Source organism: Luteithermobacter gelatinilyticus (assembly GCF_005849285.1).
Taxonomy (GTDB): Bacteria; Pseudomonadota; Alphaproteobacteria; order Sphingomonadales; family Emcibacteraceae; genus Luteithermobacter; species Luteithermobacter gelatinilyticus.
This window is the reverse complement of the sequence record NZ_CP040517.1, coordinates 1,898,062-1,913,307: the sequence shown is the minus strand read 5'-3', so window position 1 is coordinate 1,913,307 and position 15,246 is coordinate 1,898,062. Positions and strand designations below refer to the sequence as shown.

At 51.0% G+C, this 15,246-nt stretch carries 16 protein-coding genes; 11 read left to right on the top strand and 5 right to left on the bottom strand.

Translation table 11 applies throughout. The annotated features are described in order from the left end of the window. Positions 1-135 precede the first annotated feature (135 nt). A complete protein-coding gene (locus tag FE788_RS08650) occupies positions 136-1,089 on the top strand; it encodes a bifunctional helix-turn-helix transcriptional regulator/GNAT family N-acetyltransferase (protein WP_138380260.1) in 954 nt (317 codons plus the stop codon). Between the two features lie 11 nt (positions 1,090-1,100). On the opposite strand, the gene FE788_RS08645 is transcribed toward FE788_RS08650, so the two are convergent. After that, the gene (locus tag FE788_RS08645; RefSeq protein WP_138380259.1) at positions 1,101-1,493 is read right to left on the bottom strand and encodes a nuclear transport factor 2 family protein; all 393 of its coding nucleotides are present in this window, start codon (positions 1,491-1,493) and stop codon (positions 1,101-1,103) included. A 289-nt stretch (positions 1,494-1,782) separates the two neighbouring features. Between FE788_RS08645 and FE788_RS08640 the strand changes: the two genes are divergently transcribed. The 4 genes from FE788_RS08640 to sodB all read left to right on the top strand — a co-directional run bounded on the left by FE788_RS08640 (position 1,783) and on the right by sodB (position 4,155). Next, complete coding sequence (locus FE788_RS08640; protein ID WP_168190342.1) at positions 1,783-2,154, top strand: YbaN family protein; 372 nt, start codon at positions 1,783-1,785, stop codon at positions 2,152-2,154. Positions 2,155-2,267: 113 nt separating this feature from the next. Then, entirely contained in the window at positions 2,268-2,825 is a 558-nt protein-coding gene (locus FE788_RS08635; protein WP_138380257.1) for a response regulator, read from the top strand. Further along, the gene (locus FE788_RS08630) at positions 2,812-3,219 is read left to right on the top strand and encodes a hypothetical protein (protein WP_138380256.1); all 408 of its coding nucleotides are present in this window, start codon (positions 2,812-2,814) and stop codon (positions 3,217-3,219) included. Before FE788_RS08635 ends, FE788_RS08630 begins: the two co-directional genes overlap by 14 nt. A gap of 354 nt (positions 3,220-3,573) precedes the next feature. Continuing rightward, on the top strand, positions 3,574-4,155 hold the full coding sequence (gene sodB / locus FE788_RS08625; protein WP_138380255.1) for a superoxide dismutase [Fe]: 582 nt from the start codon (positions 3,574-3,576) through the stop codon (positions 4,153-4,155). A 123-nt stretch (positions 4,156-4,278) separates the two neighbouring features. On the opposite strand, the gene FE788_RS08620 is transcribed toward sodB, so the two are convergent. Further along, positions 4,279-4,923, bottom strand: a complete 645-nt coding sequence (locus tag FE788_RS08620) for a CoA transferase subunit B (RefSeq protein WP_138380254.1) — start codon at positions 4,921-4,923, stop codon at positions 4,279-4,281. A gap of 2 nt (positions 4,924-4,925) precedes the next feature. After that, on the bottom strand, positions 4,926-5,642 hold the full coding sequence (locus FE788_RS08615; protein ID WP_138380253.1) for a CoA transferase subunit A: 717 nt from the start codon (positions 5,640-5,642) through the stop codon (positions 4,926-4,928). Positions 5,643-6,002: 360 nt separating this feature from the next. Here FE788_RS08615 and FE788_RS08610 point away from each other — a divergent pair, with 360 nt between their 5' ends. The 5 genes from FE788_RS08610 to FE788_RS08590 all read left to right on the top strand — a co-directional run bounded on the left by FE788_RS08610 (position 6,003) and on the right by FE788_RS08590 (position 11,458). Then, positions 6,003-6,533, top strand: a complete 531-nt coding sequence (locus FE788_RS08610; protein WP_138380252.1) for an invasion associated locus B family protein — start codon at positions 6,003-6,005, stop codon at positions 6,531-6,533. A gap of 73 nt (positions 6,534-6,606) precedes the next feature. Further along, complete coding sequence (gene rlmN, locus FE788_RS08605; protein ID WP_138381340.1) at positions 6,607-7,800, top strand: dual-specificity RNA methyltransferase RlmN; 1,194 nt, start codon at positions 6,607-6,609, stop codon at positions 7,798-7,800. A 209-nt stretch (positions 7,801-8,009) separates the two neighbouring features. Continuing rightward, positions 8,010-9,485, top strand: coding sequence for a lipopolysaccharide biosynthesis protein (locus FE788_RS08600; RefSeq protein WP_168190341.1), 1,476 nt, complete (start codon positions 8,010-8,012; stop codon positions 9,483-9,485). Next, positions 9,486-10,658, top strand: a complete 1,173-nt coding sequence (locus FE788_RS08595; protein ID WP_138380250.1) for a glycosyltransferase — start codon at positions 9,486-9,488, stop codon at positions 10,656-10,658. 161 nt (positions 10,659-10,819) lie between these two features. Further along, on the top strand, positions 10,820-11,458 hold the full coding sequence (locus FE788_RS08590) for an O-methyltransferase (protein ID WP_168190340.1): 639 nt from the start codon (positions 10,820-10,822) through the stop codon (positions 11,456-11,458). An 11-nt stretch (positions 11,459-11,469) separates the two neighbouring features. On the opposite strand, the gene wecB is transcribed toward FE788_RS08590, so the two are convergent. Both wecB and FE788_RS08580 read right to left on the bottom strand, forming a co-directional pair. Beyond that, entirely contained in the window at positions 11,470-12,573 is a 1,104-nt protein-coding gene (wecB, locus tag FE788_RS08585) for a non-hydrolyzing UDP-N-acetylglucosamine 2-epimerase (protein WP_138380248.1), read from the bottom strand. After that, positions 12,570-13,901 carry a putative O-glycosylation ligase, exosortase A system-associated gene (locus FE788_RS08580; protein WP_138380247.1) on the bottom strand — a complete coding sequence of 444 codons (1,332 nt, stop codon included), beginning with the start codon at positions 13,899-13,901 and terminating at the stop codon, positions 12,570-12,572. Before FE788_RS08580 ends, wecB begins: the two co-directional genes overlap by 4 nt. A 332-nt stretch (positions 13,902-14,233) precedes the next feature. Between FE788_RS08580 and FE788_RS08575 the strand changes: the two genes are divergently transcribed. Beyond that, entirely contained in the window at positions 14,234-15,244 is a 1,011-nt protein-coding gene (locus FE788_RS08575) for a polysaccharide deacetylase family protein (RefSeq protein ID WP_138380246.1), read from the top strand. The last annotated feature ends 2 nt before the right edge of the window (positions 15,245-15,246 follow it).

Below are 15,246 nucleotides of genomic sequence, written 5' to 3'. Positions count from 1 at the left end.
GAAGCCCTTGTGAGTGTAGCGCCGATTTATCCCGGGACAAGCCTTTCTGTTTTTTGTTGCTGTTGAGTTAAGATATAATTATAAAAGACTTTATATTAATGTTAATATAAAAAACAGGATTCTATTTAAAGAGCCATGCCGGAAGAACTTTTTTTTGACCTAGGGTTGGGTACCCGCCTGAAACGCGTCTATGAAATGATGGCGGCGGATATGGAAAAACTCTATGCGGAAGGCGGCTTTGATTTTCGGGTGCGGTATTTCCCTGTGGTGTATGCCTTGTCGCGTAAGGGCGCTTTGAGCATTGCAGAAATGGCGGATTTGTCAGGGCTCAGCCATTCAGCAGTCAGCCAGATTGTCAAGCAGTTGATGTCTCTGGATCTTCTGGAAATGGAAACTGGTGAAGACGCTCGCAGCCGTATTTTAAGGTTAAGTGTCAGGGGGCAGCGCCTGGTGCAGGACATCACGCCGCTATGGCAGGCGGCGACGCGGGCGATAGAAAAGCTCAGACAGGCCAGTGAAGCGGATCTTCTGACGGCGCTCAGGGAATTTGAAAAAGGGCTCAACTCCCGCTCCCTGTATCAGCGTGTTCTGGAAGAAATGGGCCAAAAAAACGACCCCGCAGTGGATATTGTACCTTTTCATGTGAAATACAAAGACGCCTGGTTTGAGATCAACCGGGAATGGCTGGAAAAATATTTTTATATGGAAGAGGTGGACATCCGGAATCTGAAACATCCGGAAGAGGAAATCCTGGCCAGGGGCGGCGAGATTTACTTTGCGGTTATGGGGGGCGAAGCCGTCGGTTGTGTGGCGCTGAAATATATGGGGGAGAGGGTTTATGAAGTTAGCAAGATGGGGGTGAAGCCAGCCGCACGGGGGCTTGGTATTGGGGGAAAGTTGCTGCTTCATGTCATCAACCGCTATAGGGCGCGGGGCGGACGGCATCTGTATCTGGAGACCAGTACAAAACTGCCTCCGGCCATTGCCTTGTATAAAAAACACGGATTCGTGGAGGCGCCGCTCAGGAAAGATTCAGAATATGCCCGGGCGGATTATCATATGATTTATGCAGAAGAACAGACAGCCTGATCCCGGGAGGCTTATAGCAGGCCGGCGGCGGCCAGACGTTTTTGCATGATCTGGGCCAGCAACATCAAACTGTTGCCTGGGCGGATCATCACCTCGAAATGAATGATCTGGCCGTCATCATTCCAGCGAATGAGATCCACCCCTTTGAGGGACTTATCCCCGATAGTGGCGGAAAATTCCAGCGCCATATCATTGGCTTCCACCCATTCCCTGTGATAGGTGAAGTTCTCAAAGACGTTGATCACCGAGGACAGGATGCCAAGCGTGATGTTCCGACCTTGATAAGGGGTCCAGACAAAGGGGGAGTTAAATTCCACGTCCTCATGCAGAAGCTGTTGTAATCCAGTCAGGTCTTTTTCTTTTATAATCCGATGCCAGTCATCAAGACGCGGATCCATGGCCATGGTTTTATCCTTATATATTTCAAACGATTGTTTGAAATATATCACAGCCCCTGGAGGGAGAAAAGAGGCAAGGGGAAAGGCAGGGGAAAGAGCAACCGCAAGGGAATTTTCATAAATACAGAGGAAATGGTTTATAGCATTGGAGTGTGCTACAAAAGAGAATATCCAACAATGTAACATTGGGGTAACATCGGGGTAACATCGGAACAGAGGGAAATTTGCTGACTGGACATGGGGCTATTTATGCATATAATAATCATTATTAATTTTAAGGTGGGATTCAGTCACTGTGATAGAGCATTCCAGACGCTGGATATTTAATCTTCTGGGTGGCATCTTTGTTGGGATCGGTGTGATCGGTGTTTTTTTGCCGGTCCTGCCCACTACGGTTTTTATGATCTTGGCTCTTTGGGCGTTTTCCAACGGGTCGGAGCGTTTCCATAACTGGCTTTATGAACATCCGCGCTTCGGACCGCCCTTGAAGGCCTGGACGGAACGCCGCGTGATCCCCCGACGGGCCAAGGTCCTTGCGGTGGTGTTTATGAGCTTCAGCGCGATTTATCTGATCTTTTTGTCTGAGGCCCCGGATTTCGCTATCCTTTTGGCCCTGCTTTCCATGCTGGGGGCCGGGGTCTACGTGGTAACCCGGGCCGAGCAATAATCCGGATGGAGCTGAACCGGCGTTCCTTATTTTTCTCTTTCATCGTTAATGAAGGGTTTACCTTTTACCAAGTATGACATTGACTGAACTGCAGTAAGGCGTAAGTGTGATCAATGATCGAGCCGGATTTTTCGGAAACCAGAATCTTGATTGTGGACAGTGATGTGTATCTGTCCAAAATCATCATGAATATTCTTCTGGCGTTTGATGTGGGCAAGGTGACGCTGTGTCATTCCGTTGAGGATGGAGAAAAGGCGCTTCGCAAGTTCAGCTATGACTGTGTTTTTGTGGATTGCATGAAGTTCAGCCGAGCCGGGCTGAAGCTGATTGAATGGATTCGCCGGCATTCTGATGAGAAAATTTCTGAGACGCCAATCATATTATGCACCGCCTTTACGGAAGAGGAAAATATTATCCAGGCGCGCGACAAGGGGGTAACGGAAATATTGGCCAAACCCGTGTCCCCGGAACAGATCATGCTGAAATTGATCAGTGCCCTGTGGCACAAGCGTGACTTTATTCGCAGTGAAACCTATGTGGGGCCGGATCGCCGCCGCCGCCGCGGATGCTGGGATGGTCAGGAAAGACGTACCCAAGATAAGATGACGCAAAAAAATATTGACCAGTTCATGGATGACGGTCAGGAGGAGATGCTGCATGGGGGATCGTAAATTTTCACCACGGGTGAAGGCCCTGCTGGACCGGGCCCACAAAGTTGTCGAGGTCGAGGCCAGACATTACCCCAGACGCCTTGCCGCGCAGCTTGATGAAATGCAGGTTTGTCTGAGTGCAGGGAACGTTGAAGAGGCGCTTTTGCTGACCTACAAGGTGGAAAGCGAAGCGGCAATGCTGGGCTGGCCGTTGGTGACAAATCTGGCCGGGATGTTACGCCGGCACCTGGAAGCGCAGGGACGTTTTACAGCCGCCTCCCAAGCGGCTCTTGACAGTCTCGGACTGATGCTCAAGGGGGAGATGGCCGGACAGGCGCAGGAAGCCCGGCTATTGCTGAAGAACCTTCAGGTCGCCATGTTGAAGGAACGCAACGAAGATCAGGGAAGACTTTAGCGCCGAAATCTTTTTGTAGGGCTTATTAAGGCTCTAAAAGCTTTTCTGGAAAAATTCCATTTTATGTCTTGCACCTCGGGACGGCCTTCCTATATGAGAGATAATTGAAATCGAGCGGAACGTCTTTCCGCTCACAATGCCGTCACACGGGGGGATAGGTCCGTGGGATCTTTTCGCCGTCATCGACAGGCCGGGCCGGCCTATTTGGTCAAGGTATTCCAAACCGCAATCCAGGCTTCCACCGGGGAGCGTTCTGTCCTTTGTGGTGCGATCTGGTGTGGTGCGGTCTGGTGTGGTGCGGTCTGGCGGGATACAAAATGTTAAGTTGAACCGACAAGTATGGAGAAAAAAGACATGGCTTTTGAACTTCCGGCATTGCCTTATGAAAAAAATGCGCTGGAGCCGCATATTTCCCAGGAAACCCTGGAATATCATTACGGCAAACATCACAACACCTATGTGACCAATCTGAACAAGCTAATTGCCGGCACCGATTATGAGAACAAAAGCCTGGAGGAAATCATCAGAACGTCCGATGGCGGGCTGTTTAATAATGCTGCACAGGTTTGGAACCACACTTTTTATTGGAACGGCCTGTCCCCCAATGGGGGTGGTGAACCCACCGGCGCCCTGGCCGAAGCAATCAATGCGACGTTTGGGTCTTTCGAGGCTTTCAAGGAACAGTTCACCACCAAGGCGCTTGGTAACTTCGGGTCAGGCTGGACCTGGCTGGTGAAAAAAGCCGACGGCTCTTTGGTGATTGTGAATACTGATGACGCCCAGACCCCGGCAAGTGACCCGAATGTCACGCCACTGCTGACCTGTGACGTGTGGGAACATGCCTATTACATTGATTACCGCAACAGCCGCCCGGATTATCTGAAGGCCTTCTGGTCTCTGGTTAACTGGGATTTTGTAGCAAAGAATTTTGCATAAAGTTGTTCCCTTTTTATAGAAGCCGGGCAGAAATCTGCCCGGTTTTTTTGTGTCTGGTGCGTTGCCGACCTCTTTTTCCCCCCGGATCGTAATCCGGGGGCAAGTGTTTGTTTGGGAATTATTTTATTTCAGGTTGTCGGCCACGGTGAAATCGGCTTCGGTGGCGGCTTTGATGTCTTCGACGGTGACGCCGGGGGCCAGTTCGATCAACGTGGCGCCGCCTTCCTCAATGGTGAAAACGCCCAGCGTGGTGATCAGCATGTCCACTACCCCGGTACCGGTCAGCGGCAGGGTGCAGCGATGCAGGAATTTGGGGCTGCCATCGCGGGCGGTATGGTCCATGACCACCACCACTTTTTTTACGCCCGCCACCAGATCCATGGCCCCGCCCATGCCCTTGACCATCTTGCCGGGAATCATCCAGTTGGCGAGATCGCCGTTTTCCGCCACCTGCATGGCGCCAAGAATGGCCATGTCGATATGCCCGCCGCGGATCATGGCGAAACTTTCGGCACTGGAAAAATAGCTGGTTTTTTTCAATTCGGTGATGGTTTGTTTCCCGGCATTGATCAGATCCGGATCCTCTTCGCCTTCATAGGGGAACGGCCCCATGCCCAGCATGCCATTTTCGCTTTGCAGGGTGACTTCCACACCATCAGGAATATAATTGGCCACCAATGTGGGAATGCCGATTCCCAGATTTACGTAAAAACCGTCTTTCAGTTCCTTCGCGGCCCGGGCGGCCATGTCATCTCTTGTCCAGGGCATGTTTATTCTCCTGTGGTTGCGGGGCGGGGACGGGTGGTGCGCTGTTCGATGCGTTTTTCCAGATCTTTGCTCTGAATGATACGCTGCACATAGATGCCGGGGGTGTGGATCTGATCCGGGTCCAGTTCGCCGACTTCCACCAGTTCCTCCACCTCGGCCACGGTGACCTTGCCGGCTGCTGCCATCATCGGATTGAAATTGCGTGCCGTTTTGCGATAGATCAGGTTGCCTTCCTTGTCGCCTTTCCAGGCTTTGACAATGGACAGGTCCGCCACCAGCGCCGTTTCCATGATATAGGTTTCGCCGTTAAACTCCTTGTGTTCCTTGCCTTCCGCCACCAGCGTGCCAACCCCGGTTTTGGTATAGAAGGCCGGAATGCCGGCGCCGCCTGCTCGGCAACGTTCTGCCAGTGTGCCCTGGGGATTGAATTCCAGTTCCAGTTCGCCAGCCAGATACTGGCGCTCGAATTCCTTGTTCTCGCCCACATAGGAGGAGATCATTTTTTTGATCTGACGGGTGTTCAGCAGCATGCCAAGACCAAATCCGTCCACCCCAGCATTGTTGGAGATGGCCGTAATATTCTTCACGCCGCTGTCGCGCAGCGCCGCAATCAGATTTTCCGGAATGCCGCATAGGCCGAACCCGCCGGCCATCACCGTCATGCCGTCAAACAGAAGCCCCTCCAGGGCTTCGGCGGCGCTTTCATAAACCTTTTTCATTGTCTGTCAGCTCCTGCTGTTTTTCGCATTACAAACCCGATATGGTTTCAAGTGAAACATATTGACCTTTATTAAAAAAAATTATAGGGCCTCGCAACACATAATCCATTTTGCTTTGCCGGCCTATTGTACTTTAGACCCTATCGGAGTGAATCATCTCATTTTGGTCTTTTTTATCTATATCATGAACATGTCGGGGGATCATGCAACATAACAGGGCAACATTACAGGGCAGAGTGCCCCCTCTCAGAGCATCCGGCGTGTCGTCTGAAAAATGCATTACCGGAAAAGTCGGTCTTGAGGGTGATTCGTCAGTTTGCTACTGTACGGCGGGGTTGATGTAAAACTTCAGAGGAGCTGATGCAAAAAAAAATCTTCGGTATTGTTTTTTCAGTATGTCTGGTGGCATTTCTGGGACTGGGGATCACCTCTGTCAGTCAGGCAGACAGTCGCCAGCTTTTGGGCAGTTACAAGGACTGGGATGCCTTTATTCTGAAAAAGGATAATGGGGAAAAGGTCTGTTACATGATTTCTGTGCCCAAGGCCAAAATGCCGGCTTCATTGCGTCATGGCAATCCCTTTATCACTGTCTCACATAAGCCAAGCCGCAAGATTTCCAATGAGTTAAATTTTGTGGTGGGCTATAATTTTCAGAAGAACTCAACGGTGCGTATGGTGGTGGACAAAAGCCGGACCTTCAAGCTGTTTACTCAAGGGGATGGTGCCTGGGGCTATGACGCCAAACAGGACAATGCTATGGCCTCGGCCATGAAGGCAGGGTTAAGCCTGGTGATGCATGCCACCAGTTCCCGTGGGAATGCCACCAGTTACCGTTTTTCACTTTCGGGCTTTACGGCGGCCCATAACGCCATTACAAAAGCCTGCCGTTAGGACCTGATGGCGGGGGCGGCAGGACGGCGATCTTGGCATGGGATGAAAGACAATCCATTCGGAACGTGGGATGATGCAAACTTTACCTCTTGGAACAGAACCGGTGGTGGCGCCGCGGATGCCGACGGCAGATGGCGCCTTCGCTCAGAACCGCACCCTGGTCGGTCTTGACCGGGCGGAAATCGCCGAGCGGCTTAAAACAATCGGGGTGCCGGAAAAACAGGTGAAAATGCGTACCCAGCAGATCTGGAGCTGGATGTATCATTACGGCGCCAAAGATTTTGACGTAATGACCAACATCTCCAAGGATCTCAGGGCCAGGCTCGCCGAGCATTATGAAATCGGCCGCCCAGAGATTATTGAAGCGCTTATCTCCCGCGATGGGACTCGAAAATGGCTGCTGCGTTATGCGGACGGAAATGAGGCAGAGACGGTGTTCATTCCTGATGATGACCGGGGCACACTGTGTGTGTCTTCCCAGGTGGGCTGTACGCTGACCTGCCGTTTCTGCCATACGGGCACGCAGCGGCTGGTGCGCAACCTGACCCCGGCGGAGATCGTCATGCAGGTGCTGGTCGCGCGGGATGACCTCGGGGAATGGCCGACGCCCCATGACGGACGCCGGTTGACCAATATCGTGCTGATGGGCATGGGCGAACCCCTGTATAATTTTGAAAATGTCAAAAAAGCCATGCAGATTGTCATGGACGAGCAGGGCATCAGCCTGTCCAAGCGGCGCATCACGCTGTCCACCTCTGGCGTGGTGCCGGAAATGGCGCGGTGTGGGCAGGAATTGGGGGTCAATCTCGCGATTTCCCTGCATGCGGTGGATAACGAAACCCGCAGCCGCATCATGCCGATCAACAACAAATATCCGCTGGAAGAACTTCTTCAGGCCTGTGCTGATTATCCGGGTGCCAGCAATGCACGGCGCATTACCTTTGAATATATCATGCTCAAAGGCATCAATGACAGCGATGATGATGCGCGAAAGCTGGTCCGGCTTTTAAAACAGTACAAGATCCCCGCCAAGGTTAATCTCATTCCTTTCAATCCCTGGCCGGGCAGCAATTTTGAACGTTCCGACGACAGGCAGATCAAACGGTTTTCCGATATTGTGTTCGGTTCCGGCATTTCGGCGCCGGTACGTACGCCGCGCGGGGAAGACATTCTCGCCGCTTGCGGTCAGCTCAAATCCGAAAGCGAAAAAAAACGCAAAAGCGAACGGCTCAGGGAAGAACGCCTTGGGCAAGAACAGGCGGGGTAAGGTAAAACATGGGGAAAGTGAAGAAATTTTCCTGCCAAACCAACATCTTAAAGATTTGTTGGTGGTTTGACGTTATTCTGCTGCGAATTTAAGGGTCGTTCCGGGCACAACTTCTGTTCTGGCGACGATTTTCCTGACCTGTTAATCACAACACGCGATTGAATCGAAACATGTCTGACTCCTCGCCGCCCTCCCTGTCCGGAGATATCATGAAAGGCACAATCTGGTATGTCGCGATGCGCTGGGGAATTCGGCTGCTGGGTTTCGTCAGTTCCGCCGTTCTGGCGCGCCTGCTGATGCCTGAAGATTTCGGGCTGGTGGCCATTGTGCTTGTGGTGTCGGGGCTGGTCAGCCTGCTATTCGAGTTTGGCGTCAACATGGCGCTGATCCAGAACAACAAGGCGGAAGATAGCCACTTCAACACGGCCTGGACCATTCGTTTGTTCCAGTCTTGCGCGGTTGCGGCCCTGCTTGTCTTGGTGGCCCCCTTTATTGCCGACTATTATGAAGACTCCCGTGTGGCCGTCATTACCTACTTTATCGCCGCCGGCACGGCCCTCAGGGGATTGCAGAATATCGGCATCATAAAATTCCAGAAGGATATGAATTTCGGTAGGGATTTCATGTTCAATGTGTTGACCAAGCTGCTTTCTATCTTGGTGACCATTGGATTGGCCTTTTATTACCGGTCCTATATGGCCCTGGTTCTGGGAACGGTCTGGGCAGGCCTGGTGTCGGTGGCGCTAAGTTATGTCTTCATCAGCTACAGGCCGTGTCTTACCCTTGAAAAATGGCGGGAAATTTGGGGCTTTTCGCAATGGGTCCTGATCCGTAACATTGCCCAGTATTTCAGCCAGGAAGGGGACAAGTTTATTCTAGCGTCCCTTGTTGGACCCGTGAAAATGGGGTTCTATAAATGGGGAACCGAATTATCCTTCATGACGATTTCCGAAGTCCAGCAGCCTTTTTCCCGGGCCCTGGTGCCGGGGCTCGCCAAAATCAAGGACAATCATCCAAGGCTAATAGCGGCGTATCTTCAGGCGTTGAACGCCATGACCTTTATCGCCGTTCCCGTGGCTTTAGGGTTTGGTGCGGTGGCCGAAGAATTCATTCCGCTCTTCTTGGGCGGAGGGGACAAATGGATGCCGGTGGTGCCGCTGGTCGAAGGGCTGGTCTTTTTTGCGATGCTGACGGCCATGTACGGCATATCCGGCAGCATGCTGACCATAAGCGGAAATGTAAAATACACGGCCTATATGTTCTGGATACAGGCGATTGTCACCTTGTCGAGTATTTATCCCGCCTATCAGTATTTTGGCCTAGAAGGGGTCGCCTATTCGCGGGCCCTGATCGGAGTGGTTATGTTTTTCGTGGTCAGTATGATGGTGGTGATGACTTGTCAGGTGCGATGGAGCCGTATTCTGGATGTGGTTTGGCGTCCGGTCATCGCCGGAGTGACCATGTATTTTGTGCTGATCTCCATGACCGCGGCATTCACGATCCCGTCCTGGCAGCTGCTTTTTCTGAAAATCTTGGCGGGCATCATTCTCTATCCCTTGATGGCGCTGTCTTTGTGGTGGCTGTCCGGCATGCCGGCCACCTTCGAAAAAAGGTTGACGCAGCAGATAAAATTACGTTTGACATTTGGCAAAACCAAGACAGATTATCAAGACAAGGCAAATTAAATGAGTGGCCAACAGAAAAAACTCCCGATTATCGCCCTGGATTATACAGGCTGGGACGGAAACTGGATGAACCGTCAACATATTCTTTCCCGTCTGGGGCGGCGGGGCTGGCCTGTTCTTTATTCCAACGGTGCCAGATATTATCACCACATGGATTTTTCTATGCCTTTTGGGGCTGCGGAAAAAAAAGATCATGTGAAAATTTATAAAGCAGGGTCACTTCTGCCGAGGAATTATAAATTTCCGGCCCTGGACAGGCTGGCCATCAAGGCGCATTGCCGGGACCTGAAAAAAAAAGCAGGTCTGAAAAGGGGGGACGACTTTATAACCTTTTGCTTCCACCCCGATTTTTACCCCTATGTAGAGGAACTGGCGGCACCCTATGTGATGTTCCATATATATGATGTGTATCAAAAGTTCAGCAAGAAACAGGCCAAAACAGATTTTACAGAAAAACTGGTCAAAAAATCTGATCTTATCACTGCGGCATCAGAGGTAATGTGGGATGAGGTTGTGGCAGACAGCAGCATTGTTCCAAAGATTATTCATAACGGCGTCGATTTCTCCAAATATAGAAAGGTTACTAAGTTAACCGACAGTCTTCTGGATGAAATAACCTCAATTTCCGGCGTTAAGATAGGTTATGTTGGAGCCATTAATCTTAAAATTGATTTCCAAACGATTTATACTCTTGCAAAACAACGCGACGATATACACTTTATTTTCATCGGGAATATTTTAGAAAAACAAATCCTGTCTGATGCCGTGGCAGGTGAATTCTTTTCTAAATGCAAGAAAGAAAAAAATATCCATTTCCTGGGACCTGTCAAACGGGAACTCGTCCCAAGTGCTTTAAGAATGATGGATATTAATGCAATTTTCTATACCCAGAATGATCAGGATTGGGTTCAAGCCGGATATCCTATTAAGTTAAATGAATATCTTGCAACGGGAAAACCGGTGATCACGTCGTTTATGCCGATAATAAGGCAATATTTCTCAGATACTGTCGCAATTTGCCATACATTGAAGGAGTGGGTGGACGCTATTGATATGGCTTTAGATGGAAAAGGCGTGGGAACCCCAGAGACACGAATAGAAATGGCCCGTCGAAATGATTGGGAAAATAGAGTAGATCAATTGGAAAAATTAATGTTTGCTATGCTTGCCTGATATTTTCATTCCGTGCATTAAATTATTTTAATCACCAACAAAGGGGGGGAATATGGAAATTCTTATATTTTTTTTTGCTCGTTGTTAATCTGGCAGCTTTGCTACTAATATGGCGCAAGGTTAAGAAGATTCACTTGTTTTGCTGGATGCTTCAGGAGGAGATGGGGAAACAGTCAACAAATGTCATCCGAAACATAGAATCTCTGGACAGTTTGTATCGTGAATTAAAATTTCCGCGTTCTCTACCACCCACCATGGGCTTTGCCGCATCCCCCGACTTCTTGCGACTGATTGCAGACTATGCGGCCAGTGAGGATGTTGATCATATCCTGGAATGTAGTTCGGGCATTTCCACCATTGTTCTGGCCCAAGTCATGAAGCTCAAGGGCCGGGGACATGTCTATAGCCTGGAAAATGATGCACAGTATGCGGATATCTCGCGGGAAAATCTTAAAAAATATGACTTGGAGGACTGGGCGACCGTCATTACAGCCCCGTTGACAGAAGTCTCTTTGCAGGGACAGGTCTATAACTGGTATGATATTGACGAAAAACTGCCGGACATTGAATTTGACGGGTTGGTGGTTGATGGTCCGCCTTGGTCTGTTTCGGAGAATGCAAGATATCCTGCCGGTCCACAGCTTTTTGGGAAGCTGAAAACAGGAGCGCATATTTTTCTTGATGATTTTGTGCGTGAGGGGGAACAAAAGGCCGTTGAAATGTGGCTGCGAGACAATCCAAACATAACCCTGTTCAGGCATCCTTTAATGAAAGGATGCGCTGAACTGGTGAAAAATTAAGCTGTAACAGATCAGTTTTCCAAGAACATCCGCTGGATAATCTCTACAATCCGGTCCGCCGTTTTGCCATCCCAGAAGTTGGGTTTGGTGCCAGTGATCCAGGTGCCGGCGAGCACCTTTTCCACATTTTGCTGCAATTCTGCCGTAGGCACGAGGCGATTGGTGCCCTCTGTTACCGTGACCGGGCGTTCGGTATTCTCTCTGAGTGTCAGGCAGGGAATGCCCAGATAAGTGGTCTCTTCCTGAATACCGCCGGAATCAGTGATGATCAGTTTGGCGTCCTTCACCAGGCTCATGAACGGCGCATAGCTCACCGGTTCCGTGAGGTGCAGACCGGATGTTGCCGCAAGTCGGTCCCACAGGCCGAATTTTTCCAGATTCTTGCGGGTGCGTGGATGCACGGCGAACAGCAGCTCGACCTTGGCCGCCACGGCCATGATCTGTTCCATAAGTGAGGTCAGAGTCGCTTCTTCATCTACGTTGGACGGCCGGTGCATGGTCACCACGCCATACTTGCCGGGGGTGAGTCCAAACTGGGCCGGGGCATTTTCGCGTTCAATGCGCTCTCTGAGCAGTTCGAAACTGTCCATCATGATGTTGCCGACCCGCTGGATACGGCTGTCGGGATGACCTTCTTTGCGCAAATTTTCATCCGCGTCCGGGGAGGGGGTCCACAAATAGTCGCTGATGGCGTCGGTCACCAGCCGGTTGATTTCCTCCGGCATGCGGCGGTCGCCGCTTCTTAAGCCTGCTTCCAGATGGGCCACGGGGATATGCAGTTTGGCCCCCACTTGGGCGCAGGCGGCGGTGGAGTTCACGTCGCCAACCACCACCAGAAGGTCCGGGCGTTCCTGTTCCAAACAGATTTTCTCATAGGCAATCATCACATTGCCCACCTGATAGGCATGAGTGCCCCCGCCCACACCCAGGTGATAATGGGGTTTGGGCAGCATCAGGTCCTCGAAAATGCTGTCGGACATGTTGGCGTCATAATGTTGTCCGGTATGGATGATTTTTGCCGTGCACCAGTCCTGTTTGCTGAGCGCATGATATAAGGGGGCGATTTTCATGAAATTGGGCCGGGCGGCCGCAATAAGATGAATAACTTTTGTCATGTTGTCGCAATCTTTCCTGTTGAGTGTGCGGAGCCTGTCTGTTGCAGGCCCGATGTTCTGTTCTTGGGGTATTCTGTGGCCGCTTCCGCAGTCATTTCACGGGCCATTACTACCCTGGTCATCACCATTATGGCCACAAGGTGATAATACAGGTCAAATGTTGCCAGATTGACAAAGGCGCCGGCCGAAGCATAGCCGACCATACTGATCTGGATCATGGCGGCAAGTTCACCACACCATTTAAAGCGGGGGTTGGCTTTGGCTTCCCTAATAATCCGATTGCCGGTAAGATAGGTGGTTAGCGCCAGCATAAAGAAAATCAGATAACCGGCATAACCGTGTTCGCCAAGCACCTCGAAATGCACACTGTGGACGGCGCGGCCCTCCTCCCCGGGACGTAGATACTGGGTGCGCACGCCGTCATCATAAAACACATTGAACCCGCCGCCCAACACCGGATTGTCATTGGCCACATCAATCGCCACCCGCCACATGGTGAGCCGCCCTTGGGCCGAGGCGTCTTCTTCATATCTTTCTATGGAGGCCATTCTTTCTTTCCAGCTGTCCGGCATGAACATAAAGCCAATGGCGCCAAGAAAAGGAAACAGAATGACCAGAATCCAGAGTTTTTTGGCTTTCCAGGCGAAAAAGGTGAACATGCAGACCATGCCCACCAGCGCCCCGCGGGACTGGGTGCCGAAAATCGCCATAATTTCACACATGGTCAGTACCGCCAGGCCGATCTTGAGGCGTTTGTCTTCCGTTACCTGGATCAGGTAAATGGTGATGGGCACAATCATCAGCAGAACAAGCGCAAAATGATTGTTGTCGCCAAAGAAGCTTCCCGGCGCGCCCCACACCCGGCCGCTGCCGCCGGTCAGAATGGTGAAAATGCCCCCCTTGAAGGCATAGAAGCCGATGGACAGCACAATAACCCAGATCAGCGCATTGATCCTTACCCGTGATTGCATGATCAGCAGCGTGGCGAAGGTAAAAAGAAGAATCTTGACCAGCGTTATATATTTGGGAATGGCCACTTCATGATTGATGGCAAACAGGGTGGTCAGGCTGACCCAGAAAAAATAAAGCGCCAGCAGATAGGTGATCGGATGGCGGGGAAAAATCTTTTTTTCTTTGGAAAAAAGCATGCCCAGCAGCGCAAACAGCGCAATATAATCCAGAAAGTTGAAATCATAGGCGAAACCATAGGCCAGTCGGTGCGGATTCATATAGGATACCCAGGACCAGGTCAGAATCCCGATTTGCGGGAATTTCAGCATGACCGGGATCAGGCCGAAGATGATCACAAAAAGAAAAATATCACGCATGAATCAGGTTTCTGTTATGGTTTGTGGTCTGCATCGTCATGATCATTTTAATCACCACGATCATCTTGATCATTAAAGACTATTAGTTAACATTTTTGAAATTGCTTTGTCTTAAAAATACTGAAAAATATTTCAGGAGATAAAAATGTTCCAGATCGTCATGGCGGGATTTATTTTCATGATCCTTTACGTCATGTATCTTGCCGTGAAAAAAGATGATTACGCGCCGCGGCAGAGTAAAAAATTCGACCCTAGGCAGAACCGCGCTGGGGGGCAGGATAATCAGACCGCAAAAAACAAAACCGGGAAAACAAGACCAAAGTCAGGCCGCAATGTTTCATGAAAATCAGCCAATCAGGACCAGGGCACCGGAAAAGGCGCCCTGTCTTATTGTCGTGATTGACACGGAAGAGGAATTTGACTGGGGCGCGCCTTTTGACCGCAACAGCCGTTCCGTTACCTGTATCCGCCATCAGCATAAAGCCCAGGACATTTTTCATCGTTACGGAATCGTGCCCACCTATGTGGTCGATTATGCCGTGGCGGAAGATGAAACCGCGGTGGGCATCTTGCGTGAATGGGCCGAGGCGGGAACCTGCCTGATCGGGGCGCATCTGCATCCCTGGGTCAACCCGCCTTATGAGGAAGAGGTGAACCGGCACAATTCCTATCCGGGCAATCTGCCCTATGGTCTTGAAAAAGCCAAACTGGAACGCCTCACGGACCTGATTACCACACGGTTCGGTCAACGGCCAGTGATCTATAAGGCCGGGCGCTATGGGGCCGGAAAGAATACGGCGCGTATCCTGGCAGAACTTGGTTATGAAATTGATGCCAGCGTGGTGGCGGATACGGACTTTTCCCACGACCAAGGGCCGGATTTCCGCGGCCTGCCAACACAACCCTATTTTTTCCAGGCGGCAGGAAAAACGCTTCTGGAACTGCCCAACGCCCGGGGGTATGACGGCCTTCTGGCTGGGTGGGGCAGCGTTCTGTACCCGCGGTTGGCCGGGCAGTCGGGGGTGCGTTCCCTCATGGCCGGGGTGCTTTCGAAACTGCGCCTTCTGGAACGTATTCCTCTGACGCCAGAAGGCATCTCTGCCGCTGATCAGATTCGCATGGTCCGCCGTATGGCCAGGCTTGGGCATTTTGCGTTTCATTACGCCTACCACAGTTCCAGCCTGATGGTGGGCGGATCACCCTATGTATGCACAGAGGGGGAGTTGCAGGATTTCCTGAACAATATGGAAGAATTTTTTGATTTTTTCCTGAATGATCTGGGCGGGGAAGCCCTCACCCCCTTGCAGATGCGGGACAGGCTGGCTCTTCCTTTACAGCCATAGGG

Excerpts from the sequence above, each read along its gene's own strand:
- FE788_RS08650 (WP_138380260.1), top strand. The coding sequence starts at position 136 with ATGCCGGAAGAACTTTTTTTTGACCTAGGGTTGGGTACCCGCCTGAAA.
- FE788_RS08645 (WP_138380259.1), bottom strand. The coding sequence starts at position 1,493 with ATGGCCATGGATCCGCGTCTTGATGACTGGCATCGGATTATAAAAGAA.
- FE788_RS08635 (WP_138380257.1), top strand. The coding sequence starts at position 2,268 with ATGATCGAGCCGGATTTTTCGGAAACCAGAATCTTGATTGTGGACAGT.
- FE788_RS08630 (WP_138380256.1), top strand. The coding sequence starts at position 2,812 with ATGGGGGATCGTAAATTTTCACCACGGGTGAAGGCCCTGCTGGACCGG.
- sodB (WP_138380255.1), top strand. The coding sequence starts at position 3,574 with ATGGCTTTTGAACTTCCGGCATTGCCTTATGAAAAAAATGCGCTGGAG.
- FE788_RS08620 (WP_138380254.1), bottom strand. The coding sequence starts at position 4,923 with ATGCCCTGGACAAGAGATGACATGGCCGCCCGGGCCGCGAAGGAACTG.
- FE788_RS08615 (WP_138380253.1), bottom strand. The coding sequence starts at position 5,642 with ATGAAAAAGGTTTATGAAAGCGCCGCCGAAGCCCTGGAGGGGCTTCTG.
- FE788_RS08610 (WP_138380252.1), top strand. The coding sequence starts at position 6,003 with ATGCAAAAAAAAATCTTCGGTATTGTTTTTTCAGTATGTCTGGTGGCA.
- rlmN (WP_138381340.1), top strand. The coding sequence starts at position 6,607 with ATGCAAACTTTACCTCTTGGAACAGAACCGGTGGTGGCGCCGCGGATG.
- FE788_RS08600 (WP_168190341.1), top strand. The coding sequence starts at position 8,010 with ATGAAAGGCACAATCTGGTATGTCGCGATGCGCTGGGGAATTCGGCTG.
- FE788_RS08595 (WP_138380250.1), top strand. The coding sequence starts at position 9,486 with ATGAGTGGCCAACAGAAAAAACTCCCGATTATCGCCCTGGATTATACA.
- FE788_RS08590 (WP_168190340.1), top strand. The coding sequence starts at position 10,820 with ATGGGGAAACAGTCAACAAATGTCATCCGAAACATAGAATCTCTGGAC.
- wecB (WP_138380248.1), bottom strand. The coding sequence starts at position 12,573 with ATGACAAAAGTTATTCATCTTATTGCGGCCGCCCGGCCCAATTTCATG.
- FE788_RS08580 (WP_138380247.1), bottom strand. The coding sequence starts at position 13,901 with ATGCGTGATATTTTTCTTTTTGTGATCATCTTCGGCCTGATCCCGGTC.
- FE788_RS08575 (WP_138380246.1), top strand. The coding sequence starts at position 14,234 with ATGTTTCATGAAAATCAGCCAATCAGGACCAGGGCACCGGAAAAGGCG.